This is a genomic window from Nonomuraea sp. NPDC059023 (assembly GCF_042740095.1).
GTDB lineage: Bacteria > Actinomycetota > Actinomycetes > Streptosporangiales > Streptosporangiaceae > Nonomuraea.
The window spans coordinates 243,782-267,783 of the sequence record NZ_JBHYIO010000005.1 but is presented as its reverse complement, the minus strand read 5'-3'; the positions used below and the strand labels follow the sequence as shown (position 1 = coordinate 267,783).

Genomic DNA, 24,002 nt, shown 5'->3' with positions numbered 1-24,002 from the left:
TCGGAGGTTTCGCAGTGAAGTACACGGCAGTTCAGGTGATCGGGGTCCTCCTGCTGGTCGTGGGCGCGCAGGGAGCCATCAGGCTGCTGGCCGACCACGCCGACGGCGGGTTCCTGCAGTGGCTGCCCGGCGGGTTCGGTCCGTGGATGTTCTGCTACGCGATCGCCGTCGTCGCCGGCGGGCTCTCGGCGGCGTGGGCCGCGCGGAAGGGGAAGGGCAAGTGAGGAAGATCCTGTCCGTCCTGGTCGTGGCGGCAGCGCTGACGGGATGCGGCGCGGCCGTACCCGCCGCCGGGGTGAAGGGGCCGGTCGTGCGGACGGCCCAGGGCGAGGTGCGCGGGGCCGAGGACGGCGGCGTCCGCAGGTTCCGCGACCTGCCCTACGCCGCCCCGCCCGTCGGCGACCGGCGCTGGCGGGCGCCTCAGCCGGCACCGGCGTGGAAGGGCGTGCGCGACGCGACCAGGCCGGGCCCCGCCTGCATGCAGCTGGAGGCGCCCGACATGCCCAAGGGCACGCCGACCAGCGAGGACTGCCTGACCGTCGAGGTGACCACCCCCGCGCGGCCGGGCGCGAACCGCCCGGTCATGGTATGGGTGCCCGGCGGGGGCTTCCTCAGCGGCGCGGGCTCCATCTACGACCCCACCCGCCTGGTCAGGACCGGCGACATCGTGGTCGTCACCGTCAACTACCGCCTGGGCGTCTTCGGCTTCTTCGCCCACCCCGAGCTCGGCCGCGAGACCAACTTCGGCCTGCAGGACCAGGTGGCCGCCCTGAACTGGGTGAAGGCCAACATCTCCCGCTTCGGCGGCGATCCGGGCAAGGTGACGCTCGCCGGAGCCTCGGCCGGGGCGATGAGCGTCTGCACGCTCATGACCTCACCGCCCGCCAGGGGCCTGTTCAGGCAGGCCGTCGTCGAGAGCGGATCATGCCTTATGAGCCATCCGGCCGGCGCGCTCGGGCCTGGCCTGGGGCAGACGTCCTCCTGGCACCCGCTCGGCACCGTCCAGCGGAACGGGCGCGCGCTGGCCGAGCGGATGTCCTGCGCGGACGTGGCCTGCCTGCGCGGCAAGAAGGCGGGCGAACTGCTGCCCCACACAGGCGGCTTCCCGCTCCTGTCGTACGGCACGCCGTTCGTCCCGCGCGAGCCCGCCAAGGTCTTCGCCGCCGGGAAGGAGGCGGACGTCCCGCTCCTGCAGGGCAACACGCGCGACGAGCACGCCGAGTTCACGCTCTGGGCCTACCCGGACGGCATCGGCGAGCGCGACTACCCGGCCATGCTGAAGAAGGCCTTCGGCGCGGACGCCGCCCGCGTCGGGCGGCGCTACCCACGAAGTGACCACCCCTCCGCCGCCGCGGCGGTGAGCAGGGTGTTCAGCGACCGCGACTGGATCTGCCCCACCTGGAAGTCAGGGCGCCTGCACGCGCGCAAGGCCCCCACCTACGCCTACCTGTTCACCGACCCCACCGCGCCCGCGGTCGCCGGACCGCTGCCCCCGCACATGGGCGAGGTCACCGCGCACGGGGCCGAGACGTTCGCCCTGTTCGACTTCGTGGACGCGCCGGGCAAGAACGCCGGGCAGCGGGCGCTGGCCGAGCGGGTGGTGGGCTATTGGACGCGGTTCGTCCGCACCGGGGATCCGAACGGGGGCGGCAGCCCGCGCTGGCCGCGTCTCGACGGGACGGATCGGGCGCTGGAGCTGACGCAGGGCGCGGCGCGGCCGTACGACATGAAGGGCGGGCATCACTGCGGGCTCTGGTTCTGAGCGCCCGAGCCCAGGCGAATCTCGACGACCAGGCCGTGCGGGCAGGCGGGCAGCAGGCTGAGCGCCGCCCCGCACGCCCTGGCCAGTTCGGCGGCGATGGCCAGGCCCAGGCCGCTGCCCGGCACGTTGGCGTGGGAGCCGGAGCGCCAGAACCGGCCCTGCGCCTCGGCCCGCTCGTCCTCGCCGAGCCCGGGGCCGTCGTCGGCGACCCGGAGCACGCCGTCGCCGAGGGTCACCTCGACCTTGCCGCCGGAGGGGACGAACTTCTGGGCGTTGTCCAGCGCGATGTCGGCGATGCGGGCCACCGGCTCGGGAACCTCCGCCTCCGCCGGGATCGTGACCTCCAGGGTCAGGCCGCGCGCGGTGTAGACCTCGCGCCAGCCCGCCAGGCGCGGCGCGAGGGCGGTCTGCGCGGTGGCCGTGACCGCGCCCGCCTCGACCTTGGCCAGCGCCAGCAGGTCCTCGACCAGCAGCGCCAGGCGGTCGAGCTCGGCCAGCGTCTCCTCGTACTCGGCCGAGCCCTCCTCACGCAGGTGCGGCTCCAGGTTCTCCAGCCGCAGCGACAGCACGGTCAGCGGGGTACGCAGCTCGTGCGAGGCGTCGGCCACGAACGCCCGCTGGCGCTCCAGCGCGCCGGAGACGGCGTCGGCCATGGCGTTGAAGCGCTCCTCCAGGCGGCGCAGCTCCGACGGGCCGTTGCCCGGGTGGGCGCGGGCGTCGAGCTGGCCCTCGGCGATCGCCCGCGTGGTGCGGTCGAGCTCGGTGACCGGGCGCAGGATCCAGCGGGCGAGGCGGCGCGCCGCCAGCACCGAGTAGGCCAGCGCGATCAGGGCGCCGGCCGCCAGAGCGCCCCAGACGAGCGTGACGTCCGTGCGGGCGTTGTCGGTGCGGGCCTGCAGGAGCACCACGCCGGACAACTGGGCGTCGCGGCCCGCCGGCTCGGCCAGCAGCACCGTCCGCGGGCCGAGCGGGCCGATGGCCGGCAGTTCCTCGGTGGTGCGGCCGGACAGGGCCAGCCTGGTCGCCGCGCCGGTGTCGGCGGTCATCCGCCCGGCCTCGGCCAGCACCTTCCTGTCGCGGCCGAGCACGCGGACGGCCGCGCCGTACAGCTCGCTGTAACGCTCGATCTCCGCGCTCAGCGCGGAGTGGTCGGCGTCGCGCGCCGACTGGTCGGCCAGCTCGGCGAAGCGGGTGGCGTCCGCGCGGCGGTCGAGCAGCAGCCGGTTGGTGCGGTGCGAGGAGTAGAAGAGCCCCAGCGGTACGGCCAGCGCCGCGATGAGAAAGACGATCAGCGTGGTGAAGGTCACCACCAGCCGGGAGTTCACGCCGTCGAACCCAGGCGGTAGCCGGTGCCGCGCAGGGTCTCGACCAGGCCGGGCCGGCCCGTCTTGGCGCGCAGGCCCGCCACGTGCACGTCGAGCGAGCGGGAGGCCGACAGCAGCGGGTCGCCCCAGACCTCGTCGAGGATCTCCTCGCGGCTGCGCACAACGCCGGGACTGCGGGCCAGCAGCGCCAGCACGTCGAACTCGCGCCGGGTCAGCGTGATCTGCGCGCCTGCCACGTGCACCTGCCGGGCGTCCAGGTCGATCCGCACGTCCCCGACGGTCACGACCTCGTCGCGCACCGGCAGCGGGCGGGTGCCGCGGCGCAGCACGGCCTCCATGCGCGCCATCAGCTCCGCCGTGCGGAACGGCTTGACGAGGTAGTCGTCGGCGCCGGAGCGCAGCCCGCGCAGCACCTCGCGCTCCTCGACCCGCGCCGTCACCACGATCAGCGGTACGGCGGAGCTGCGGCGCAACCGGCGCAGCACGTCGAGCCCGTCCATGTCGGGCAGCGTGAGGTCCAGCAGGACGAAGTCGACGCCCCCCGCCAGGCGGAGGGCGTCCACGGCCAGCGCGGCACGGACGACCTCGTGCCCGTGCCGCGACAGTGCCGTGGTGAGTGCCGCCGCGAGCCGGTCGTCGTCCTCGACCAGGAGAACTCGCATGCCGACCAGGTTAGACGCGCTCGGGAACCGCCTCGGCCACGCCGCGCTCACTGCGTGTCAGGGCGGCGTCGCGGGTCTCGCGCATGCTGAAGTACACGACGAGGGAGACGGCGGCGCACCCGGCCACGTACCAGTAGAAGCCGGGCTCCATGCCCGCGCCCTTGAACCACAGCGCCACGTACTGGGCGGTGCCGCCGAACAGGGCGTTGGCGATCGCGTACGGCAGCGCCACCCCGAGCGCCCGGATGTTGGTCGGGAACAGCTCGGCCTTCACCACCGCGTTGATCGAGGTGTAGCCGGTGATGATGAGCAGGCCGACGAGCGAGAGCAGCAGCGCGCTCCAGAAGCCGCTGACCGACGACAGCGCGTACATGAGCGGCACGGTGCCGAGTGTCGAGCCGACGCCGAAGGTGATCAGCAGCGGGCGCCGTCCGATCCGGTCCGACAGCGCTCCGGCCGCGGGCTGGACGCACATGAAGATGAACAGCGCGCAGAAGCTCACGGTCGAGGCGGTCGCCTTCGACAGCCCGGCGGTGTTCGACAGGTACGTGGTCAGGTAGGTCGTGTAGGTGTAGTACGCGACGGTGCCGCCCATGGTCAGGGCGATGACCAGCAGAAACTCCTTCTTGTGGGTGAAGAGCGCCTTGAGCGTGCCGCGGTCCTTGGCGTCGTGCGCGCCGGCGGACTCCTCGCCGTAGGCCTCCGTCTCCATCAGGCTGCGCCGCAGGTAGAACACGACCGCGGCGGCCAGGGCGCCGATGATGAACGGGATGCGCCAGCCCCAGGACTTCAGGGCCTCCTCGGTCATGGAGTTCTGCAGGATGATCTGCAGGCCGAGGCCGACGAGCTGGCCGGCGGTCATCGAGACGTACTGGAAGCTGGAGGCGAAGCCGCGCCGGCCGGGCGGGGTGGCCTCGGTCAGGAAGGTGGCGCTGGCCGCGTACTCGCCGCCGACCGAGATGCCCTGCAGCAGCCGGGCCACGAGCAGGACCACCGCGGCGGCGCCGCCGATCGTGTCGTACGTGGGCGCGATCGCGATCAGCAGGGCGCTGGCCGACATCAGCGTGACCGTCATGGTCATGGCGGCCTTGCGGCCCTTGCGGTCGGCGTAGCGCCCGAGCAGCCAGCCGCCGATCGGGCGCATGAAGAAGCCGACGGCGAAGATGCCGAAGGTGTTCAGCAACTGGGCGGTGGAATCGCCCTTGGGGAAGAAGGACGCCGCGAAGTAGGTGGCGAAGCTCGCGTAGACGAACCAGTCATACCACTCGACGAGGTTGCCGACGGAACCGCCGATGACGTTCTTCCACGGCATGCGTGCCTTGCTCAACGGGATACCTCCAGGGGGGCGTCTGTGCTGGCCAGAGCCTCTCCGCCGAAGGTTCTTCTGCCAAGGGGAGCGGGCGCATATCTAACCTGCGCTTAACATCGGCGAAACGTCAGACGTCCGTTTGCCAGGTGTTCCACTCGTCGAGCAGTTCGAAGCCCATCGCCTCGTTGATCGCCAGCATGTGCCGGTTGGAGGTGGCGTTCCAGGTGACGACCTGCTCCACCTGCGGCTCGCATTCACGCAGCCACAGCAGGTTGGCGACCTTCAGCAGAAGCCCGAGCCTGCGGCCGCGATGGGCGGCGAGCACGGTGGTGTCGGCCTGGCGGGCCCAGCCGTCGGAGCGGTCGGCCTCGATGTAGATGCGCGTGTAACCCGCGGGGGCGCCGTCGGAGGTACGGCGGGCGATCATGGCGTAGGAGTCGCCGCCGCTGGGCACGATCGACGCCTCGAACGCGCGCATCCGGTCGGTGTCGAAGCGCATCTCCTCGATGTCCGCGCCGCGCGGCGCGTCGTTCATGCCGCCGATGAGGTGCGCGAGATCGGCCAGCAGTTTCTCGGGCGCGGGGCCGGTGAAGCGCTCCACGTGGTAGCCCTCGGCCCGCGGCAGCATCGCCCTGATCGCCGGCCAGTCGGCCTTGCGCAGGTCCAGCGTACGGCGGGCCTCGGGCAGCACGACCTGGCCGCCCATCGCGGCGATGAACGCGGCCCCGCTGCCCGTCTTCTCGGTCTCGCCGACCAGCAGCCTTCTGCCCTCGGCCCTGACCCGTTCCTTCGTGTGCTCGTACAGGGCCCTGCCGATGCCACGCCGCCGGTGGCCGGGCACGACGAACGCCTCGAACACCACGACGAGATGCGTGTTGTCGAGCAGCGGGTACTGCAGGCCGAGACCGCCGACGATCCGGCCGTCCTCGACCGCGGCCCACGCCTCGACCCGGGAGCCGGCGTCGCCCCGGCGCATCAGCCACTCGTAGTGACGCTGCGACATGACCGGGCCCGGCCGGTGGCCGGTGGCCGCGCGGTAGGCGGCGTACACCTCGTCCAGGGGGCCGTCGAGATCTACTTGCTGGATCGTCATGCCGTCAGGCAAACGCACGCGCGCCTCTTCCCGCCACCGGTTTTACTGCTGGTAGCTCTCGACCTCGCTGGCCGGGCGGGCGGCCGCCTCGTCGGGGTTCTCCCCGATGCCCCGGCGGGCCCGGCGCTGCCTGAGCAGGTCCCAGCACTGGTCGAGCGCGACCTCCAGCTCCTTGACCCGCGCGTTCTCCTCCTCCGAGGTCACTTCGCCCGTCGACAGGCGGTCGCGCAGCTCGTGCTCCTCCGCGACGAGGGCGCTGATCCTGGTGAGAATCTCGTTATCCTGCATGATCCTGACTCTAACCGGCGCGTGATAGAACACGCCCTATGCGGGGTATCGCGGTGGTAAGGGAACCTGGCCGGCGCCTGGCCGAGGGCATCGTCACCCATCTCGAACGGCGGGCGGTCGACTACGCGCTCGCCCTGGAGCAGCACGCGGCCTACGTCGGCGCGCTGGGGGAGGCGGGCTGGGACCCGGTCCACGTGCCGCGGGCCGACGACCTGCCGGACGCGGTGTTCGTGGAGGACACCGTGGTGGTGTGCGGGCGGCTGGCCGTACTCACGCGTCCGGGGGCGCCGGAACGGCGGCCCGAGGTGGCGGCGGTCGCCGAGGCCGTGCGGGGCCAGGGGTTGCGCGCCGTGGCCGTCGAGGCGCCCGGCACGCTCGACGGCGGCGACGTCCTTCAGGTCGGCGCGACCGTGTACGCCGGACGCTCGGCCCGCACCAACGACGAGGGCATCGCCCAGCTCGCCGGGCACCTGCCCGACCGGAGCGTGGTCCCGGTGGAGTTGCGCGGGGTGCTGCATCTGAAGTCGGCCGTGACCGCGCTGCCGGACGGCACGCTGATCGGAGACCCGTCGCTGGTCGATCTGCCGGGCCTGCTGGAGCCCCCGGAGGAGGCGGGCTCGCACGTGGTCGTGCTGGACGAGGAGACCGTGCTGATGGCGGCCTCCGCCCCGGAAACAGCACACATGCTGCGAAATAGGGGGCTCAAGGTCCTGAGCGTGGATATTTCGGAGTTTGAGAAGCTGGAGGGCTGTGTGACCTGTCTTTCGGTTCTCATCAGGTGAGATCAGGGAGGGCGCACGGCGAGACGTCTGCTAACGTGAAACGCATGCTGCGCGGGCTGCTTCTTAGCTGCCGCGGCGAGGGCCTCTGAAGCAGGCCGGCTCCCTCGTCGCGGAGCGAGCCATGCGCGTCGGCCGTTCGGACCGACTTTGAGGACACCTCAGATGACCGCTCAGCAGCCCACCTCCATGCCCGTCCAGCGTTACCAGGCGTTCGAGCCCGTCCGGCTCGCCGACCGCACCTGGCCCGGCAAGATGATCACCAAGGCGCCCCGATGGTGCGCGGTAGACCTGCGTGACGGCAACCAGGCGCTGATCGACCCGATGGACTCCCACCGCAAGCTCCAGATGTTCGACCTGCTGGTCAAGATGGGCTACAAGGAGATCGAGGTCGGCTTCCCCGCCGCCAGCCAGACCGACTTCGACTTCGTCCGCCAGATCATCGACGAGGGGCGCATCCCGGACGACGTGGTGATCCAGGTGCTGACCCAGGCCAGGCCCGAGCTGATCGAGCGCACCTTCGAGTCCATCCAGGGCGCCAGGCAGGCCATCGTCCACCTGTACAACTCCACCTCCACGCTCCAGCGCCGCGTCGTGTTCGGCCAGGACCGCGAGGGCATCACCGCCATCGCCGTCGAGGGCGCCAAGCTCGTCCGCAAGCTCGCCGAGGCGAGCGACGTCGACGTCTTCTACCAGTACTCGCCCGAGTCGTTCACCGGGACCGAGCTGGACTACGCCGTCGAGGTGTGCGACGCGGTCACCGAGGTGTGGCAGCCCGCCCCCGACCGCAAGGTCATCATCAACCTGCCCGCCACCGTCGAGATGGCCACGCCCAACGTCTACGCCGACCAGATCGAGTGGATGCACCGCAACCTGAGCAGGCGCGACTCGATCGTCCTGTCGCTGCACCCCCACAACGACCGCGGCACCGCGGTGGCCGCCGCCGAGCTGGGCTACATGGCCGGCGCCGACCGCATCGAGGGCTGCCTGTTCGGCAACGGCGAGCGCACCGGCAACGTCTGCCTGGTGACCCTGGGCATGAACCTGTTCTCGCAGGGCGTCGACCCCGAGATCGACTTCAGTGACATCGACGAGATCCGCCGCGTCACCGAGTACTGCAACCAGCTGCCCGTGCACCCGCGCCACCCGTGGGGCGGCGAGCTGGTCTACACCGCCTTCTCCGGCTCCCACCAGGACGCCATCAAGAAGGGCTTCGAGCACCTGGCCGCCGACGCCGCCGCGGCGGGCGTGCCGGTCGACTCCTTCACGTGGGCGGTGCCGTACCTGCCGATCGACCCCAAGGACATCGGGCGCAGCTACGAGGCGGTCATCCGCGTCAACAGCCAGTCCGGCAAGGGCGGCGTCGCCTTCATCATGAAGGCCGACCATCAGCTCGACCTGCCGCGCCGCCTGCAGATCGAGTTCTCCAAGGTCGTGCAGGCCCGCACCGACGCGCAGGGCGGCGAGGTCACGCCGGGCGAGATGTTCGAGATCTTCCAGGACGAGTACCTGCCGACGCCCGGCAACCGCTGGGGCCGGCTCAGCCTCATGGCCCACCGTCACGAGTCGACCGTGGACGACCAGGACCGCATCGGCGCCGACATCCGCCTCGACGGGGAGATCCGCGAGATCGAGGGCAACGGCAACGGCCCCATCTCGGCCTTCATCGACGCGATCGCCGGAATCGGCATCCAGGTACGGGTGCTCGACTACGTGGAGCACGCGATGAGCGCGGGCACGGACGCCAAGGCCGCCTCCTACCTGGAGTGCGAGGTGGACGGCCGGATCCTGTGGGGCGTGGGCATCGACGCCAACACCACGACCGCCTCGCTCAAGGCGATCATCTCCGCGGTCAACCGCGCCTCCCGCTAGGACTCGCGCGGCGGCCGTCCCTCCGCGCGATCCCCTCACCCAGCGCTCCGCCGGCCGCCGGCGGAGCGCTCTTTTCATTCACGGGGAATTCATCTACTCTCCTTAGAGAACGACACGTTCTCTAAGGAGGTGTGGCGTGCGGCTCACGCTGACCGGGCTCATGCTGGCGATGCTGCTGGGCGCGCTCGACCAGACGATCATGGCGCCCGCCCTGCCCGCCGTGGCCGCGACCCTCGGCGGGCTGGACCAGATGCCGGCCGTCGTCACCGCGTACCTGGTCGCCGCCACGGTCGTGATGCCCGTGTACGGCAAGCTGGGCGACCGCTACGGCCGCAAGCCCCTCATGCAGGCCGCCATCGTGATCTTCGTGACCGGTGCCGTCCTGTGCTCGGTCGCCGGGTCGATGCCCCAGTTCGTGGCCTTCCGCGCGCTCCAGGGCATCGGCGGCGGCGGGCTCATGATCGGCGCCCAGGCCATCATCGGCGAGATCGTCAGCCCCCGCGAACGCGGCCGCTACCTCGGCCTCATCGGCGCCGCCTACATCGTGGCCGCCGTCGGCGGCCCGCTGGCCGGCGGGCTGTTCATCGACACCGTGGGCTGGCGGTGGATCTTCGCGATCTACCCGCCGCTCGGGCTGCTCGCGCTGGTGGTGCTCAGCCGTACGCTCCACCTGCCCAGGCCGGGCGCGCGGACCCCGCTGGACGTGGCGGGCGCGCTCACGCTGGCCGTGGCGGTGGTCGGGATGGTGCTGCTCGGGCAGACGGGGGAGCCGGTCTACCTCGCGGTCGCGGCCGCCGGCGCCGGCGCGTGGCTGCTCACGGCGCGGCGGGCGGCCGATCCCATCCTGCCCCTGCGGCTCTTTCGCGACCGGGGCTTCGCCGTACCGGTGGCGATCAGCTTTCTGATCGGGTTCGCGCTGTTCGGCACGATCACCTACATGCCCGCCTATCTGCAGATCGCGCTCGGCTCCACCGCCACCCAGGCCGGGCTGCTGGTCACCGCGCTCATGGGCGGCGTGCTGGCCACCACGATCGTCTCCGGCCGCCTGATCACCAGGACCGGGCGCTACAAGCCGTACCCCGTGGTGGGCGCGCTCGTGGCCGCGCTCGGCCTCGGGCTGCTGGCCGTGGCCGAGGGCGCGGTGGGGATCGCCGCCGTGATGCTGCTGACCGGGCTCGGCGTCGGGCTCGTCATGCAGGTCATGGTGCTCGTCGCGCAGAACACCGTCGCCCACGCCGATCTCGGGACGGCCACCTCGGCGGTGACGTTCCTGCGGCAGATCGGGGCCTCGGCGGGGGTGGCGGTGGTCGGAGCCCTGATCACGCTGCGGCTGTCCGGAGCTGGGTTCGCCGAGGCCGTGCCGCCGGTCTTCGCCATGATGGCGCCGCTGCTCGGGGTGGCGTTCCTGCTGGCGCTCGCGCTGCCTGTACGTCCGCTGCGTACCCGGGCCCATGTGGAGGAGCGAGCCTATGTGGAGGAGGAGGTATGACACGCGTCGCACCCCTGCGCGACTTCGGCCGCGCCGACCTCGATCGGGCCGGCGGCAAGGGCGCCAACCTGGGGGAACTGGTCCGGCTCGGGCTGCCGGTCCCGGACGGGTTCGTCGTCACGACCGCCGCGGGCGCCGAGATGACCGGCGGCCTCCGGCGGGAGATCGCCGCCGCCTACGCCGCGCTCGGCGGCGGGCCGGTGGCCGTACGCTCCAGCGCCACCGCCGAGGACCTGCCCGGCGCCGCGTTCGCCGGCCAGCAGGACACCTTTCTCAACGTCATCGGCGAGGACCCGCTCCTGGACGCGGTCCGCCGCTGCTGGGCCTCGCTGTTCACCGAGCGCGCCGTCGCCTACCGCGCCAGGCTCGGCATCCCCGACGCCGACGTGCGCATCGCGGTCGTCGTGCAGAACATGGTGGAGGCGGAGTCGGCGGGCGTCATGTTCACCGCCGACCCCGTCACCGGTGAGCGCGCCACGCTGGTCGTGGACGCCAGCAGCGGTCTCGGCGAGGCCGTCGTCTCCGGCCGCGTCACCCCCGACCACTACGTGCTCGACCGCGCGGGCCGTCTCACCGCCTTCCGCGCGGGCCGCCGCGAGGTCGTCATCAGAGGTACGGCCGGCGGCGGCACCACCGAGACCCGCGAGGAAGGCCCGGCCGAACGCCTGCCCGAGACGGCCCTGCGCGAGCTGGCCGAACTCGGCGTCCGGGTGGCCGGCCACTTCGGCCGCCCCATGGACCTCGAATGGGCCTTCGCGGACGGCCGCGTCAGCCTGCTGCAGGCCCGCCCGATGACAGCGCTGCCGCCGCCTCCGCTGGGCCGCAGGCTCAACCCCGTCGAGCGCCGCATCGCCGGGATCCTGCTGGAGTACCTGCCGGTGCGCCCCTACCCGATCGACATGACGACCTGGCTCCCGCACGGCCCCGCCGGGCTGATGGCCCGGGTGGCCGCCGACTTCGGCATCCGGGGCGCGTTCGACGGCTTCCTCAGGGAGGAGGACGGCGTCGTCTACCGGATGGTCCCGCCCAGGCCCCGGCCCAGCCCGCGGCTGCTGGGGCTGCCGTTCCGCGTGCTGCGCAAGGCCCGCCGGTACGACCCTGCCGCCTGGACGCGCGACCCGCGCTACCTCGCCTTCCTGGAGCGTGAGCGGGAGCTGGCGGCGATCGACCTGGCGGCGCTGCCGTGGCCGGAGCTGCGGGCGATGCCCCGGCGGGCGCTCGACCTGGTGGGGCCGGTGGCGGAGCTGCGCATCGACTACCTGCCGGGGACCGGGCTGGCGCTGGCGCGCCTGCTGGTGACGTTGAAGATGTACCGGCTGGGCAGGCACTTCGGGACGGTGATCACGGGTGGCGGCAGCCGGACGGAGGACGCCAACCGGGGGCTGGAGGAGCTGGCCGCCCATCTCCACGAACCCGGCTTCGACCGGAGATTTCAGGCCTTCCTGGCTGAGTACGGGCACCGGGAGACCGCCAGCCCCATCCTCGTCACGCCGCCCACCTGGAGCGACGCCCCCGGCACCGTGCTCGACATGGTCAAGCTGCTCGCGAGCGGCCCCGCCGCGCGAGAGCACGGCCCCGATCCGCTGGAGCGGCTGCTGAGCCATCCCCGGCTGCGCTCGCCGCGGCGCAGGCGGCGGGTCGAGCGGCTGGTCCGGGCGGCGCGGGCCGGGCTCGCCTTCCGCGAGGACAGCCACTTCTCCTTCACGATGCCCCAGCCCATCCTGCGCCGGTCACTCGTGGAGATGGGCAGGCGGCTCGGGCTGCCCGACCCGGAGGACGTCTTCCACCTGCGGCTGGAGGAGCTGGAAGGCATCGAGGATCCGGCGGCCGGGCCGTACCGGGAAAGGCTGCGCGCCACGATCCTCGCCAGGGCGGCCAAGCGGGAGGAACTGCGGGGTGTGCGGCTCATCGACCCCCGGGCGGTCTTCCCCGCGCCCAAGGCCGGTGACGCGCTGGTCGCCGGCACCCCGGCCAGCGGCGGCACGGTGACGGGGCCGGTCAGGGTGATCCGCGAGCCCGCCGAGTTCGGCCGGCTGGCCGCGGGGGACGTGCTGGTCTGCCCGTACACGAACCCGTCGTGGACGCCGTTGTTCCAGCGGGCCGCCGCGGTCGTCGTGGACACCGGCGGCACCGGCTCGCACGCGGCGATCGTGGCCAGGGAGTACGGCATCCCGGCGGTCATGGGCACCGGCGAGGGCACCTCGGTGCTGACCGACGGGCTCATGGTCGTCGTGGACGGGGACACCGGCACGGTCGGCAAGGCTCCATAGGATGCATCCATGGTCACCGACCACCGCAAACAGCCCCGCCGCCGGGGCGAGGCGCTGCACGCCGCCATCTTCCGGGCCACGCTCGACGAGCTGGCCGAGGTCGGCTACGCCAAGCTGACCATGGAACGGGTCGCCGAGCGGGCCAGGACCGGCAAGGCCTCGCTGTATCGCCGCTGGCCGACCCGGCTGGAGCTGGTGATGGCGGCGGTCTACTCCGTCCTGCCCGACCCCTCCGACGTGGCCGACACCGGCAGCCTGCGCGGCGACCTGCTGGCCCTGCTCCGCCACACAGCGGCCGCGCTGGACGGCGCCCCCGGCGAGGCCATGCGCGGGCTGCTGAGCGAGGCGCTCGGCGACCGCGGCCGGGGCGCCGCGCTGCGCGAGAACTCCCAGGGCGCGGGGCGCAGGATGATGCACGAGGTGGTCCGCCGCGCGGTCGAGCGCGGCGAGGTCGAGGCCGGCGCGGTCACTCCCCGCCGGCTGGACGTGGGTCAGGCGATGATCAGGCAGTACTTCCTGTTCAACGGGACGCCGATCCCCGACGCGCTCATCGTCGAGGTGGTCGACGAGATCATCGTGCCGCTTCTGGGATGCCCAGCCCCATAAGGGCGGCGTTGTTGAGCATGGCGTGCTCGAAGGCGGTCCTGCGGTTGTCCAGCGTGTTGTTGAACTGGCCGAACAACTCGAAGCTGACCCAGCCGAACAGGCCGGTCCAGGCGTTGATCGCGCGGAAGACGACCAGGTCGGAGATCCCCGGCATGACGGCCCGGACGAGCGCGGCGTCCTCGGCCAGCGAGGGCGGGGGAGCGGGCGCGATGCCGGGGGGGTCGAGGACGCCCGCCTCATGGGCGTCCGACAGGATGCGGCCGAAGACGACCGTGTCGCGGACCGCCGCCTCCACGGTGTCCATCGGCGCCTGGTAGCCGGGTACGGGCGAGCCGTACAGCAGGGCGTACTCGTGGGGGTTGGTCAGCGCCCAGTCGCGTACGGCGTGGCAGACCGCCAGCCAGCGGCCCAGGTGGTCGCCGCGATCGACGGCGGCGTCGGCCCGCTCCACGCACTCCCCGATCGCGTTGTAGCCGTCGATGATCAGGGTGGTCAGCAGGTCGTCCCGGCTGGGGAAGTAGCGGTAGATGGCCGAGGAGACCATGCCCATCTCGCGGGCCACGGCGCGCAACGACAGCCCGCCCGCCCCTTCCGTGGCGAGCTGGCGCCGGGCGATGTCGGCGATCTCCTTGGTGAGCTCGGCTCTGACACGTTCTCTCGCGGTCCTGCTTGCTGTCATACTCAGCACGCTACCAGAGCGGTGGCAATAAACGAGAGCACTGCTCTTGACGAAAAGTGCTCTTTTGAGAGAGCATTGCTCTCGTAAGCGAACGGCAGTCACGAAGGTTGGAGTCCCCGAGATGATGAAGAACGCGAATATGCTGCTGATGTTCCTCCTGGAACTCGGCGTCATCGCCGCCGTCGGATACTGGGGATTCACCGTAAGCTCGAACTGGATCATCAACACGCTCGCCGGGCTCGGCGCGCCGGCCCTCTTCATCACCGCCTGGGCGCTGTTCGGCGCCGGTGGCGGGGTCAACGCCACCTTCCCGGCCACCGGGATCTGGCGGGGCGTCCTGGAGATCCTCTGGTTCGGCGGCGGGGCCGCCGCACTCTACGCCGCGGGCGCCGCCACTCCGGCCGCCGTCTTCGCGATCCTCTTCGCCGTCAACGCGACTCTCCGCCTCATCTGGAAGCAGGCCTGATCATGGGTAAGCACGTCATCGTCGGTTCCGGCCAGGTCGGGACCCACCTCGCCGTCAAGCTCCGCGACCTCGGCCAGGACGTCACGGTCGTCACCCGGTCGGGCAGCGGCCCGGAAGGCGTCGTCAAGGTGGCCGCGGACGTGGCCGACGCCGCGCGGCTGACCGAGGCGGCCAAGGGCGCCGACGCCCTCTACAACTGCGTCAACCCGAAGTACCACCGCTGGCTCACCGACTGGCCGCCGATGTCCGCGGCGTTCCTGGCCGCCGCCGAGTCCACCGGCGCCGTGCTGGCCATCCTCGGCAACCTCTACCCCTACGGCCCCGTCGACGGCCCCATGACCGAGGACCTCCCGCTGGCCTCGCGCAGCCCCAAGGCCATGGTCAGGGCGAAGATGTGGCAGGACGCGCTGGCCCTGCACGAGGCCGGCCGCATCCGGGTGACCGAGGTACGCGCCTCCGACTTCTTCGGCCCCGGCGCCAGCGACCAGTCGTACCTGGGCGGGCGCTTCATCGACCCGCTCAAGGCGGGCAAGACCATCCAGCTCGTCTGGCCGGCCGACGTGCCGCACAGCTGGACCTACCTGCCCGACGTCGCCGACGCACTCATCACCGCCGCCGCCGAGGAGCGGGCCTGGGGCAGGGCCTGGCACGTGCCCACGAACGAGCCGATGACCTTCCGGCAGATCGGCGCGGGCATGGCCGCCGTCCTCGGCCGCCCCGCGCCCAAGATGAGCGTGCTGCCGTGGCCGGTCCTGCGGGTCGCCGGGCTGTTCAACCCGTTGATCGGCGAGTTCCGCCACATCCGCTACCAGTTCGTCGCGCCCTTCGTGCTCGACTCCAGCGCCTTCCAGCGCACCTTCGACGTCGCGCCCACGCCGGTCGACGAGGCGCTGAAGGCTAGCCTGGCCGGATGAAGATTGCCATGATCGGCCTGGGCGACATCGCGGAGAAGGCCTACCTCCCCGTGCTGGCCACCCAGCCCGGCCTCGACCTCCACCTGTGCACCCGCAACACCGGAACCCTCGACCGCCTGGGCGCGGCGCACCGGATCGCCAACCGCTTCACCACGGTCGAGCAGGTGGTCGAGGAGGGGATCGACGCGGCGTTCGTCCACGCCGCCACCGGCGCCCACCCCAAGATCGTGGACACCCTCCTGCGCGCGGGCGTCCACGTCTACGTGGACAAGCCGATCGCCGACAACCTCGCCGAGTGCGAGCGGCTGGTGAGCCTGGCGCGCGAGGCCGGACGCTCGCTGATGGTCGGCTTCAACCGCCGCTACGCCCCCGGCTACACCGGCCTGGCCGAACTGCCCAGGCACCTGGTGATCATGGAGAAGAACCGCGAGAAACACCCCGACGCGCCCCGCCCGGTCATGTTCGACGACTTCATCCACGTCGTGGACACCCTGCGCTTCCTGGTCCCCGGCGAGGTGAGTGACACCCGCGTCCGCACCCGGGTCCGCGCCGGCCAGGTCGAGCACGTGACGCTGGAGCTGTCCGGCGACGGCTTCACCGCCATCGGCGTCATGAACCGGCTCAGCGGCGCCTCAGAGGAGAGCTGCGAGGTCATGGGCGACGGCGTCAAGCGCCGCGTGGTCAACCTCGGTGACGTCGTCGACTACACCGGGTCCGGCGAGGTCCTGCGCCGCCGTCCCGACTGGGTGCCGGTCGCGCGGCAGCGCGGCATCGAGCAGATCACGCTGGACTTCCTCGCCGCCGTGCGCGAGGGCCGCGTCCTGGACGCCGGTGACGCGCTGGTCAGCCACGCGATCTGCGAGGAGATCGTCAGCCACGCCGCATGACGCGGTCGGCCCTGGTCAGCATGCGGGCGAAGGGCCGCGAGTCCAGCGGTGCCAGCACCGTGAACCCGGCCGGGTCCGACAGCGGGCTTGAGGAGGAGACCACGCCCGCCACGGCCCCGCCGTACAGGGCCGGGCCGCCGCTCCCGCCGCCGGACGCGTGACAGTTGTGCGTGACGAGCACTCCCCGGTACGGCGCCGCCTGCCCCAGGCAGTGGTAGAGCCGCGTGCCCGGATAGCGCCGCCCGGCCGGATACCCGAGCAGGTCCAGGGCCCGGCGCCGCGACAGCGTCCCGCGCGCCACCGGCCGCAGCCCGCGCCCGGCCACCGACTCCAGGGACGAGCGCCCCTTCCCGGCGACGCCGACCAGCGCGAGGTCGTAGGGCAGCCGGGCGGGGGAGTCCGGCCGGTCGCGCCACCCCGAGGGCACCCAGGTGCGTACGGCGGGCCAGACGCCCATGGGCGCCCGCCCCCCGTCGTAACCGGGCATGAACACCAGTCCGCGCAGCCGCCTGCCCCGGTGGTAGAGGCAGTGCGCCGCGGTCAGGACCAGGCTCCTGCTCCGCGACCTCAGGACGGCGCCGCCGCACATCACGGCCGTCCCCGCCACCGGGTCGTGGCCGATCAGCACACCGGTGTCGGGCCGGGCGCGACCGGCCGGGGCGTACCCCAGCCGGTCGCCGCCGGGGGTGAGCACGTGGGCGGCGGGAACGGCGTCGAGGGGTGGCTCGGCCGTCGGGTTGAGCAGGGTCATGGACAGCAGCAGCCGGAGCACGCCTCCACTGTAGAGCGAAGGTGATCATTACCCTGACCTGCGACACTCGCCTTTCAGCGGGAAGAAAGATACTCCGCGCCGAGGGCGCGCAGCCGGGCGTGGGCGGAGCCGTAGGCGGCCGGATCCTTCAGGTGGGCCTTGGCGACCTTGGCGACCATCGTGTAGTTCGTGTCGCACACGTTGCCGACCGGCGCCTGGCCCGCCTGGCTGATGAGCTGGTAGGCGTCGAGCGTCTCCAGCCCGGTCAGCTCGGCCGACCAGGTGACCAGGTCGTGCTGGCTGACGCGGTAGGCGTCCTCCAGCGGGCGGGCCGAGCCCGTCGACATCAGGTGCAGGTCGTCCTCCATGCGCGGCCACGGCGTGCCCACGCCCTTGATCAGGTCCACCGCGACGACGGTGTTCATCGCGGTCTCCAGCGCGGTGCCGCACACCTCGCCGTGGCCCTGGCGGCCGTGCCCGTCGCCGATGGCGAACAGCCCGCCCGCGACGTTGACGCCCAGGTAGACGGTGACGCCGGCGCGCAGCTCCGGGGTGTCCATGTTGCCGCCGTGAGCGTCGGGCGTGATCGTCATCTTGACCTCGCCGGCCGCCGGGGCGACGCCGACGGTGCCGTGCATGGGGTCCAGGGGCAGCTCGACGGTGAAGTCGCTCTTCCTGGCCCGGTAGACGGCCACGCCGCGTTCCAGGTCCAGGTCGTAGCGCCAGACCCGCTCCTCCAGCGCCGGATGCAGCATCGCGGTCGTGTGGGTGGCAGTCAATGCTCCGAAGTGCGGGAACGTCGTGGACATCGCCCAGTCGCGGGCCGGGGTGATCGAGACGAAGTGCAGCGCGATCGTGTCGCCCGGCTCGGCGCCCGTCACGTGGAAGGGGCCGGTCACCGGGTTGAGGTAGGGGAACTCGCACACCTGTGACGGCAGGTCGTCCACGGTCCGCACCCGGCCGCCGAAGCAGTCCTCGGTGTAGAGCTCCAGGATCGTGCCGGGCCGTACCTCGCCGACCGGGGCACGGCCGCCGAAGGTGTAGCTCAGCTCGTCCGGCCCGGGGCGGTAGGGGTGGATGTTCACACGACCTCTTTCGGCAGGCGTGGGCGGCGGCCCACGAGGTAGGTGACGGCCAGGACCACCAGGCCCAGCCCGAGCCAGGCGAAGCCCAGCCGCTGCGCGGCCACGTTCGCGTTGACGACGACGAAGACCAGGATCGCGAATCCCAGCAACGGGACCAGGAGGTGGGCGATCAGGTTGGAGCTGCGCTGCCGTAGCAGATAGTGGACCACGACGGCGACGTGCAGCAGCAGGAAGGCGGTCATCGCGCCGAAGTTGACCAGCGAGCTCATCAGCGGGATGCCGTCCTCGCGGGTGCTCATGTAGACGCCCAGCGCGAGCGAGAGCGCGGCGACCGCGAGCGTGGCGTTGACCGGGACCTTGTGGCGGGGGTGGACGCGCGACAGGAACGCGGGCAACTGGCGGTCGCGGGCCATCGCGAACAGCAACCGGGACGTGGCCGCCTGGGCGACGAGCGAGTTGGCGAAGCCCCAGGCGATCGCGGTGGCGACGGCGGTGAGCGTGGCCAGCCAGGGGCCGCCGGCGAAGGCCGCGGTGTCGTAGAAGGCGCTGCCGGCCGGGTCGCCCTTCTCCAGCAGCGTGGCCCGGTTGGGCGTGAGCAGCGCCGCCACCCAGGTCTGCGCCACGAACAGCACGGCCGCCAGCGCGAGCGCGGCCACCATGGAACGGCCCAGCCGCCTGGCGTCCTCGCGGCTCTCCTCGGCCAGCGTCGAGATGCCGTCGAAGCCGAGGAAGGACAGCACCGCCACCGAGGCGGCCCCGAACACCAGCGGCAGCGTGAACGTCGAGGAGTCGAAGAGCGGGGTCAGCGCGCCCGTCTGCGCCTTGCCCTGGGCCAGCGCGACCACGCCGACCACGAGGAAGATCGCGAGCACGATCAGCTCGGCGACCAGCATGATCCGGGTGATGCGCACGGTCATCTGGATGCCCAGGTAGTTGACCACGGTGTTGAGCACCACGAAGACCACCACCCATCCCCATACCGGGATGACGGGCACGAAGGAGTTCATGGCCACGCCGGCGACCAGGTACAGCAGGCCGGGCACCAGCAGGTAGTCGAGCAGGATCGCCCATCCGGCGATGAACCCGACGGGGGCGCCGATGCCGCGGCCGGCGTAGGTGTAGACCGATCCGGCCATCGGGAAGGCCCGCGCCATCTGGGCGTATGACAGCGCCGTGAACGCCATCGCGACCATGCCGACGACGTAGGCCAGGGCGACCATGCCGCCGGAGGCGGCGAAGACGCTGCCGAAGATGCCGAACGGCGCGATCGGCACCATGAAGATGAGCCCGTAGATCATCAGATCCGCGAAGCCCAGGGATCGCTGGAGCTCTTGGCGGTAGCCGAACTGCTCCACGGTGGTGGGGGGTGTGGGCATGTTGCCGGGTCCTCTCATGGAGCCCCTGTAGGGGCTTGATGATCGCGAGTATCTACCGGCGGTGCGCCCACGCGAAAGGGGCAATTCTGGACTTATGGGGCTCTTGGGTCGACGCGCCACGACGCCCGGCCGCCTGGCATCGGGGCCGGGCCGGGCATAGCTTGGCTGGTATGGCAGTCGACTTGAACCACACGATTGTGCAGAGCCGGAACAAGCGTGCTTCCGCCGAGTTCCTGGGCGGGATCCTCGGCCTCCCGGTGGGCAAGGACTGGGGGCCGTTCACGCCGCTGGAGACCTCCAACGGCGTCACGCTCGACTACATGGAAGCCACGTCGATCCAGCCGAACCACTACTGCTTCATCGTCAGCGAGCCGGAGTTCGACGCGATCTTCGCGCGGATCGAGGAGGCGGGCGTGGAGTTCTGGGCCGACCCGGGCCACCACACCCCCGGCGAGATCAACCACCTGTACGGCGGGCGCGGCGTCTACTTCGACGACCCCGACGGCCACAACATGGAGGTCATCACCGCGCCGTACGCCTGACCCCTACAGCCAGTAGTTGTCATGGCGCAGGTAGAACGCGGCACGCTCCTCGTCGGTCATGTCCCCGGACTCCACCAGGCCCTCGAAGTACCCCTCGCGGGGCGCGCCCGGGGAGAAGTGCAGGAGCATCTCGGCGGGCTCGCCGGACTCGTTCCTGAAGCCGTGGATGCCCCCGGCCGGGACGTGGACCCAGTCGCCCGGCTCGGTCTCCAGCCACTGGTCGCCGTTGAAGATGCGGATCGTGCCGCGCAGCACGTAGAACGACTCCGTGATCGTCTTGTGGAAATGAGGGCCGGGCCCGCTGGGCGTCGGTCCCATGACCCAGCGGTAGAGGCCGAACAGGCCGCCGGTCGAGGCGCCGGTGGCGATGTAGTGGACCTCGTTGCCGTTGGGGTAGACGAGTTCGGGCGCGTGGCCCGCCGGCCGGTGCAAGGCGCTCTTCTCGCCCTGGTCGCCGTGGTAGATCGGATCGGGATAGGTCATGGTCAGAGCGTACGGGCTAGGTCTTCTTCTTGGCCGACTCGCCCCACATGACCAGACCGGCCCCCACCAGCGCGATGCCCAGGTAGCCCCAGTTCGGGACCTCGGCGACGCGGTGCAGCAGGCCCCACTTGGAGTCGAAGAACGTGAGGCCGACGAAGCCGGCCACCCCTTGGATGAGGAGGATGACCCCCACGATTGCTCTCATGGGGCTCAGCCTCGCAGCCGCCCCGGGACCGGAACATCGGTCCCAGGGCGGTCGCGCCACCTACTTAAGTCGCGCTCACGGGTAGAGGCCGCGCATCTGGTGCGCCTCGGCCACCCGGCCCACGCCGATGACGTGGGCGGCCTGGCGCAGCGTCAGGCCCTTCTCCGCGGCCAGCGACTTCACCTCGCCGTACGCGCTCTGCATCAGGTCGCGCAGCTTCATCTCGACCTCGGCGGCGCTCCAGGAGAAGGCCTGCATGTTCTGCACCCACTCCAGGTACGACACGATCACGCCGCCCGCGTTGGCCAGGATGTCCGGCACGACGGTGGTGCCGGAGGCGGCGAGGATCTCGTCGGCCTCCGGGGTGGTCGGGCCGTTGGCGCCCTCGACGATGAGGCGGGCGCGGACCCTCGGAGCGTTCTCCTCGGTGATCACGCCTTCCAGCGCCGCCGGGACCAGCAGGTCCACGTCCAGCTCGAACAGGTCGGCGTGGCTCATGGCGTCGGCGTGGCGGTAGCCGTACACGCCGCCGGTCTCGGCGCTGTGGGCGCGCAGGTCGGCGATGTCCAGGCCGGTCGGCGAGTAGATCGCGCCGCGTACGTCGGAGACGGCCACGACCTTGCAGCCCACGTCGGCGAGGTACTGCGCGGCCAGTGCGCCCACCTTGCCGAAGCCCTGCACGGCCACGGTCACGCCATCGGGTGAGCGGCCGAGCGCGGCCAGGGCCGCGATCTGCACGCCGCGCGAGGTCGCCCCGGCACGGCCCAGGGAGCCGCCGAGCGTCATCGGCTTGCCGGTGACGACGCCGGGCACCGAGTAGCCGGCGTTGACGCTGTAGGTGTCCATGATCCACGCCATGGTCTGCTCGTCGGTGCCGACGTCGGGGGCGGGGATGTCCTTCTCCGGGCCGATGAGCGGCAAAATCTCGTTGACGTAGCGGCGGGTGAGCCGCTCCAGTTCGCGGGTGGTCAGCGCGGCCGGGTCCACGGAGACGCCGCCCTTGGCGCCGCCGTAGGGGATGCCGACCAGCGCGCACTTCCACGTCATCCACATCGCCAGCGCGGTGACCTCGTGGATGTCGGTGCTGGGATGAAAGCGGATGCCGCCCTTGGCGGGGCCGCGCGATACGTTGTGCTGGACACGGAAGCCCTGGACCACGTCCATGCGGCCGTCCTCGCGGCGGACCGGCACGGAGACGGTCAGCGAACGGCGTGGCGTGGCCAGCATCGTGCGCAGCCCGTCGTCGAGACCGAGGTGCTCGGCCGCGTGGCCGAGCTGGTGGAGAGCGGAGTCGAGGGCCTGTTGTCCAGGGGTGATCAGGGCCGGCGTCTTTGACGGCACCATGATGCTCATGGGAGAAAATCCTCCTGTTATGTACGCCCAAATCAGTGGATTAAGCGCCGTTGCTCGATCCATTTGGACGTTCTTGTCGTGATCAGCCTATATCGAGTGGTTTCGAATTGTGTAGGGATTCTGTCCAGATTCGCAGCCGATCCGTTGTAGACAAATCCAAGCGCGTGATCGTCACTCAGGGAACGTGCCACACTGGCAGGCTGGGTAGAAGCTCTTCGCCGAACTGTCACATGAGGGGGTGGGATGCCCGGGTTGGTGATCGGTCCCATGCTGCGCTACGTCGATGAGACCAGCGCGTCCATATGGGTGGAAACCGACGAGCCATGCCAGGTCACGGTCTCGACACGCGACGGGGAGCACTCCTCGCCGACGTTCACCGTGCACGGCCACCACTACGCCATCGTCGATCTCACCGAGCTGACACGGGACGTGCCGGAGTACCGGGTCGAGCTGGACGGAACCTCCGTCTGGCCGCTGGAGGGCCGCGCGCCCAGCCGGATCCGGTTGATCCCGCCCGAGGGGCCGCGCCGGCTGGCGTTCGGCTCCTGCCGTACCAGCGTGCCCCATGACGCGGCGCACGTGCGCACGCACGGCCCCGACGTGCTGCGCGCCTACGGCGACCACCTCGAGACCGCCGACGACCCCGACTGGCCCGACCTGCTGCTGCTGCTCGGCGACCAGGTCTACGCCGACAACCCCTCGCCCGAGATGCTCGACTTCATCCACGCCCGGCGCGCCTCCGAGCCGCAGGACGAGATCGCCGACTTCGAGGAGTACGCCGAGCTCTACCGGCTGGCCTGGACCGAACCGGAGCTGCGCTGGCTGCTGTCCACCGTGCCGACCGCCATGATCTTCGATGACCACGACGTCCGCGACGACTGGAACACCTCCCAGACCTGGCGCGAGACCATGGCCCGCGTGCCCTGGTGGAAGCACCGGGTGATCTCCGGGCTCGGCGCGTACTGGGTCTACCAGCACCTGGGCAACCTCTCGCCGGCCGAGCGGGCCTCCGATCCGCTGCTGCAGGACCTCCTGAAGGGCGGGGGCTCCGAGCGCCTCGACGCCTTCGCCGAGCAGGCCGACGCCGAGCCGAGCAGCAACCGGTGGAGCTACGCCCGCGACCTCGGCCACACGAGGCTGCTCGTCGTCGACACCCGCTGCGCCCGCCAGCTCACGCCGGGCGACCGGCGCATGCTCGACGCGGTCGAGTGGGCCTGGCTGGAGGAGCAGGTCGCGCTGCCGGCCGAGCGGCTGATCATCGGCTCGTCGATCCCGTTCATGCTGCCCGAGGGCGTGCATTCGGTGCAGAACTGGAACGAGGCGCTGTGCGACGGCAAGTGGGGCAAGCCGGTCGCGCGGCTCTCGGAGATGTTCCGGCAGGCGTTCGACCTGGAGCATTGGGCGGCGTTCCGGCGGTCGTTCGACTCGCTGGCCACGCTCCTGCTGAAGACGGGCGTGCCGGTGATGATCCTGTCCGGTGACGTCCACTACTCCTACGTCGCCAAGTCCCGCAACATCACCCAGTTGGTCTGCTCGCCCATCCGCAACCCGCTCAGCAGGCTGCTGCGGCTGGCCAACGTGTTCACGCAGTTCGGCATCGCCACGTTGATCGGGGGGACGCTGGCCAAGCTCGCCCGAATCCCGCGCCCGCCGATCCGGTGGCGGGTGACGCACGGGCCGTGGTTCCAGAACGCGCTGGCCGTACTGACCTTTCCGAACGCGGTCACCTGGTACGAGGCCACCGACAACACGGTCAAACCCATCGACACTGTACATCTAACATGAAAACCATTATCGTTCGAGTCT

The 24,002-nt window shown here is 71.3% G+C and carries 24 protein-coding genes; 12 read left to right on the top strand and 12 right to left on the bottom strand.

The window, feature by feature from the left end:
- Nucleotides 1–14: 14 nt before the first annotated feature.
- Entirely contained in the window at nucleotides 15–224 is a 210-nt protein-coding gene (locus tag ACFWYW_RS11390; RefSeq protein WP_379616664.1) for a hypothetical protein, read from the top strand.
- Nucleotides 221–1,762: a carboxylesterase/lipase family protein gene (locus tag ACFWYW_RS11385; protein ID WP_379616666.1), complete on the top strand. Its 1,542-nt coding sequence runs from the start codon at nucleotides 221–223 to the stop codon at nucleotides 1,760–1,762. The genes ACFWYW_RS11390 and ACFWYW_RS11385 overlap by 4 nt, the downstream gene beginning before the upstream one ends.
- Here the strand turns inward: ACFWYW_RS11385 and ACFWYW_RS11380 are convergent.
- From ACFWYW_RS11380 to ACFWYW_RS11360, 5 genes are all read right to left on the bottom strand, one after another.
- Complete coding sequence (locus tag ACFWYW_RS11380; RefSeq protein ID WP_379616668.1) at nucleotides 1,741–3,087, bottom strand: sensor histidine kinase; 1,347 nt, start codon at nucleotides 3,085–3,087, stop codon at nucleotides 1,741–1,743. The two genes, ACFWYW_RS11385 and ACFWYW_RS11380, sit on opposite strands and share 22 nt — an antisense overlap.
- The gene (locus tag ACFWYW_RS11375) at nucleotides 3,084–3,749 is read right to left on the bottom strand and encodes a response regulator transcription factor (RefSeq protein WP_379616670.1); all 666 of its coding nucleotides are present in this window, start codon (nucleotides 3,747–3,749) and stop codon (nucleotides 3,084–3,086) included. The genes ACFWYW_RS11380 and ACFWYW_RS11375 overlap by 4 nt, the downstream gene beginning before the upstream one ends.
- A gap of 10 nt (nucleotides 3,750–3,759) precedes the next feature.
- Nucleotides 3,760–5,076, bottom strand: a complete 1,317-nt coding sequence (locus ACFWYW_RS11370) for an MFS transporter (protein WP_379616672.1) — start codon at nucleotides 5,074–5,076, stop codon at nucleotides 3,760–3,762.
- A gap of 109 nt (nucleotides 5,077–5,185) precedes the next feature.
- Nucleotides 5,186–6,169 carry a GNAT family N-acetyltransferase gene (locus tag ACFWYW_RS11365; protein WP_379616674.1) on the bottom strand — a complete coding sequence of 328 codons (984 nt, stop codon included), beginning with the start codon at nucleotides 6,167–6,169 and terminating at the stop codon, nucleotides 5,186–5,188.
- A 24-nt stretch (nucleotides 6,170–6,193) separates the two neighbouring features.
- The gene (locus tag ACFWYW_RS11360) at nucleotides 6,194–6,439 is read right to left on the bottom strand and encodes a DUF2630 family protein (protein WP_379616676.1); all 246 of its coding nucleotides are present in this window, start codon (nucleotides 6,437–6,439) and stop codon (nucleotides 6,194–6,196) included.
- 38 nt (nucleotides 6,440–6,477) lie between these two features.
- On the opposite strand from ACFWYW_RS11360, the gene ddaH reads away from it, so the two are divergent.
- The 5 genes from ddaH to ACFWYW_RS11335 all read left to right on the top strand — a co-directional run bounded on the left by ddaH (nucleotide 6,478) and on the right by ACFWYW_RS11335 (nucleotide 13,455).
- The gene (gene ddaH, locus ACFWYW_RS11355) at nucleotides 6,478–7,221 is read left to right on the top strand and encodes a dimethylargininase (RefSeq protein WP_379616678.1); all 744 of its coding nucleotides are present in this window, start codon (nucleotides 6,478–6,480) and stop codon (nucleotides 7,219–7,221) included.
- Between the two features lie 162 nt (nucleotides 7,222–7,383).
- Nucleotides 7,384–9,090 (top strand): 2-isopropylmalate synthase, encoded by a 1,707-nt coding sequence (gene leuA, locus ACFWYW_RS11350; protein ID WP_379616680.1) that lies wholly within the window; start codon nucleotides 7,384–7,386, stop codon nucleotides 9,088–9,090.
- 136 nt (nucleotides 9,091–9,226) lie between these two features.
- Nucleotides 9,227–10,579, top strand: coding sequence for an MFS transporter (locus ACFWYW_RS11345; RefSeq protein ID WP_379616682.1), 1,353 nt, complete (start codon nucleotides 9,227–9,229; stop codon nucleotides 10,577–10,579).
- Entirely contained in the window at nucleotides 10,576–12,849 is a 2,274-nt protein-coding gene (locus tag ACFWYW_RS11340) for a PEP/pyruvate-binding domain-containing protein (RefSeq protein ID WP_379616684.1), read from the top strand. The genes ACFWYW_RS11345 and ACFWYW_RS11340 overlap by 4 nt, the downstream gene beginning before the upstream one ends.
- A gap of 9 nt (nucleotides 12,850–12,858) precedes the next feature.
- The gene (locus ACFWYW_RS11335; protein ID WP_379616686.1) at nucleotides 12,859–13,455 is read left to right on the top strand and encodes a TetR/AcrR family transcriptional regulator; all 597 of its coding nucleotides are present in this window, start codon (nucleotides 12,859–12,861) and stop codon (nucleotides 13,453–13,455) included.
- Here the strand turns inward: ACFWYW_RS11335 and ACFWYW_RS11330 are convergent.
- A complete protein-coding gene (locus ACFWYW_RS11330; RefSeq protein WP_379616688.1) occupies nucleotides 13,421–14,134 on the bottom strand; it encodes a TetR/AcrR family transcriptional regulator in 714 nt (237 codons plus the stop codon). The two genes, ACFWYW_RS11335 and ACFWYW_RS11330, sit on opposite strands and share 35 nt — an antisense overlap.
- A 139-nt stretch (nucleotides 14,135–14,273) precedes the next feature.
- Between ACFWYW_RS11330 and ACFWYW_RS11325 the strand changes: the two genes are divergently transcribed.
- From ACFWYW_RS11325 to ACFWYW_RS11315, 3 genes are read left to right on the top strand one after another with little or no spacing between them, the layout of a single operon-like run.
- Nucleotides 14,274–14,600, top strand: coding sequence for a YrdB family protein (locus tag ACFWYW_RS11325; RefSeq protein ID WP_379616690.1), 327 nt, complete (start codon nucleotides 14,274–14,276; stop codon nucleotides 14,598–14,600).
- Nucleotides 14,601–14,602: 2 nt separating this feature from the next.
- Complete coding sequence (locus tag ACFWYW_RS11320; RefSeq protein WP_379616692.1) at nucleotides 14,603–15,514, top strand: NAD-dependent epimerase/dehydratase family protein; 912 nt, start codon at nucleotides 14,603–14,605, stop codon at nucleotides 15,512–15,514.
- Nucleotides 15,511–16,401 (top strand): Gfo/Idh/MocA family protein, encoded by an 891-nt coding sequence (locus tag ACFWYW_RS11315; protein WP_379616694.1) that lies wholly within the window; start codon nucleotides 15,511–15,513, stop codon nucleotides 16,399–16,401. The genes ACFWYW_RS11320 and ACFWYW_RS11315 overlap by 4 nt, the downstream gene beginning before the upstream one ends.
- Here the strand turns inward: ACFWYW_RS11315 and ACFWYW_RS11310 are convergent.
- The 3 genes from ACFWYW_RS11310 to ACFWYW_RS11300 are packed head-to-tail and all read right to left on the bottom strand — an operon-like array spanning nucleotide 16,385 to nucleotide 19,613.
- The gene (locus ACFWYW_RS11310) at nucleotides 16,385–17,173 is read right to left on the bottom strand and encodes a trypsin-like serine peptidase (protein WP_379616696.1); all 789 of its coding nucleotides are present in this window, start codon (nucleotides 17,171–17,173) and stop codon (nucleotides 16,385–16,387) included. The genes ACFWYW_RS11315 and ACFWYW_RS11310 overlap by 17 nt on opposite strands.
- A 53-nt stretch (nucleotides 17,174–17,226) precedes the next feature.
- Complete coding sequence (locus ACFWYW_RS11305; protein ID WP_379616698.1) at nucleotides 17,227–18,237, bottom strand: acetamidase/formamidase family protein; 1,011 nt, start codon at nucleotides 18,235–18,237, stop codon at nucleotides 17,227–17,229.
- On the bottom strand, nucleotides 18,234–19,613 hold the full coding sequence (locus tag ACFWYW_RS11300; RefSeq protein WP_379616700.1) for an APC family permease: 1,380 nt from the start codon (nucleotides 19,611–19,613) through the stop codon (nucleotides 18,234–18,236). The genes ACFWYW_RS11305 and ACFWYW_RS11300 overlap by 4 nt, the downstream gene beginning before the upstream one ends.
- A 170-nt stretch (nucleotides 19,614–19,783) precedes the next feature.
- Here ACFWYW_RS11300 and ACFWYW_RS11295 point away from each other — a divergent pair, with 170 nt between their 5' ends.
- The gene (locus tag ACFWYW_RS11295; RefSeq protein WP_379616702.1) at nucleotides 19,784–20,155 is read left to right on the top strand and encodes a VOC family protein; all 372 of its coding nucleotides are present in this window, start codon (nucleotides 19,784–19,786) and stop codon (nucleotides 20,153–20,155) included.
- A gap of 3 nt (nucleotides 20,156–20,158) precedes the next feature.
- On the opposite strand, the gene ACFWYW_RS11290 is transcribed toward ACFWYW_RS11295, so the two are convergent.
- The 3 genes from ACFWYW_RS11290 to ACFWYW_RS11280 form a co-directional block, all read right to left on the bottom strand.
- The gene (locus ACFWYW_RS11290; RefSeq protein ID WP_379616704.1) at nucleotides 20,159–20,638 is read right to left on the bottom strand and encodes a cupin domain-containing protein; all 480 of its coding nucleotides are present in this window, start codon (nucleotides 20,636–20,638) and stop codon (nucleotides 20,159–20,161) included.
- 16 nt (nucleotides 20,639–20,654) lie between these two features.
- The gene (locus tag ACFWYW_RS11285) at nucleotides 20,655–20,843 is read right to left on the bottom strand and encodes a hypothetical protein (RefSeq protein WP_379616706.1); all 189 of its coding nucleotides are present in this window, start codon (nucleotides 20,841–20,843) and stop codon (nucleotides 20,655–20,657) included.
- A 75-nt stretch (nucleotides 20,844–20,918) separates the two neighbouring features.
- The gene (locus ACFWYW_RS11280) at nucleotides 20,919–22,196 is read right to left on the bottom strand and encodes a Glu/Leu/Phe/Val dehydrogenase (protein WP_379616708.1); all 1,278 of its coding nucleotides are present in this window, start codon (nucleotides 22,194–22,196) and stop codon (nucleotides 20,919–20,921) included.
- A 243-nt stretch (nucleotides 22,197–22,439) separates the two neighbouring features.
- Between ACFWYW_RS11280 and ACFWYW_RS11275 the strand changes: the two genes are divergently transcribed.
- On the top strand, nucleotides 22,440–23,981 hold the full coding sequence (locus ACFWYW_RS11275) for an alkaline phosphatase D family protein (RefSeq protein WP_379616710.1): 1,542 nt from the start codon (nucleotides 22,440–22,442) through the stop codon (nucleotides 23,979–23,981).
- Nucleotides 23,982–24,002: the final 21 nt, after the last annotated feature.

What these genes read in the sequence shown, in the direction of transcription:
- ACFWYW_RS11280 (WP_379616708.1), bottom strand. Translation starts at nt 22,196, where the DNA reads ATGAGCATCATGGTGCCGTCAAAGACGCCGGCCCTGATCACCCCTGGA.
- ACFWYW_RS11360 (WP_379616676.1), bottom strand. Translation starts at nt 6,439, where the DNA reads ATGCAGGATAACGAGATTCTCACCAGGATCAGCGCCCTCGTCGCGGAG.
- ACFWYW_RS11325 (WP_379616690.1), top strand. Translation starts at nt 14,274, where the DNA reads ATGCTGCTGATGTTCCTCCTGGAACTCGGCGTCATCGCCGCCGTCGGA.
- ddaH (WP_379616678.1), top strand. Translation starts at nt 6,478, where the DNA reads ATGCGGGGTATCGCGGTGGTAAGGGAACCTGGCCGGCGCCTGGCCGAG.
- ACFWYW_RS11340 (WP_379616684.1), top strand. Translation starts at nt 10,576, where the DNA reads ATGACACGCGTCGCACCCCTGCGCGACTTCGGCCGCGCCGACCTCGAT.
- ACFWYW_RS11290 (WP_379616704.1), bottom strand. Translation starts at nt 20,638, where the DNA reads ATGACCTATCCCGATCCGATCTACCACGGCGACCAGGGCGAGAAGAGC.
- ACFWYW_RS11300 (WP_379616700.1), bottom strand. Translation starts at nt 19,613, where the DNA reads ATGCCCACACCCCCCACCACCGTGGAGCAGTTCGGCTACCGCCAAGAG.
- ACFWYW_RS11295 (WP_379616702.1), top strand. Translation starts at nt 19,784, where the DNA reads ATGGCAGTCGACTTGAACCACACGATTGTGCAGAGCCGGAACAAGCGT.
- ACFWYW_RS11275 (WP_379616710.1), top strand. Translation starts at nt 22,440, where the DNA reads ATGCCCGGGTTGGTGATCGGTCCCATGCTGCGCTACGTCGATGAGACC.
- ACFWYW_RS11335 (WP_379616686.1), top strand. Translation starts at nt 12,859, where the DNA reads ATGGTCACCGACCACCGCAAACAGCCCCGCCGCCGGGGCGAGGCGCTG.
- ACFWYW_RS11330 (WP_379616688.1), bottom strand. Translation starts at nt 14,134, where the DNA reads ATGACAGCAAGCAGGACCGCGAGAGAACGTGTCAGAGCCGAGCTCACC.
- leuA (WP_379616680.1), top strand. Translation starts at nt 7,384, where the DNA reads ATGACCGCTCAGCAGCCCACCTCCATGCCCGTCCAGCGTTACCAGGCG.
- ACFWYW_RS11375 (WP_379616670.1), bottom strand. Translation starts at nt 3,749, where the DNA reads ATGCGAGTTCTCCTGGTCGAGGACGACGACCGGCTCGCGGCGGCACTC.
- ACFWYW_RS11315 (WP_379616694.1), top strand. Translation starts at nt 15,511, where the DNA reads ATGAAGATTGCCATGATCGGCCTGGGCGACATCGCGGAGAAGGCCTAC.
- ACFWYW_RS11320 (WP_379616692.1), top strand. Translation starts at nt 14,603, where the DNA reads ATGGGTAAGCACGTCATCGTCGGTTCCGGCCAGGTCGGGACCCACCTC.
- ACFWYW_RS11285 (WP_379616706.1), bottom strand. Translation starts at nt 20,843, where the DNA reads ATGAGAGCAATCGTGGGGGTCATCCTCCTCATCCAAGGGGTGGCCGGC.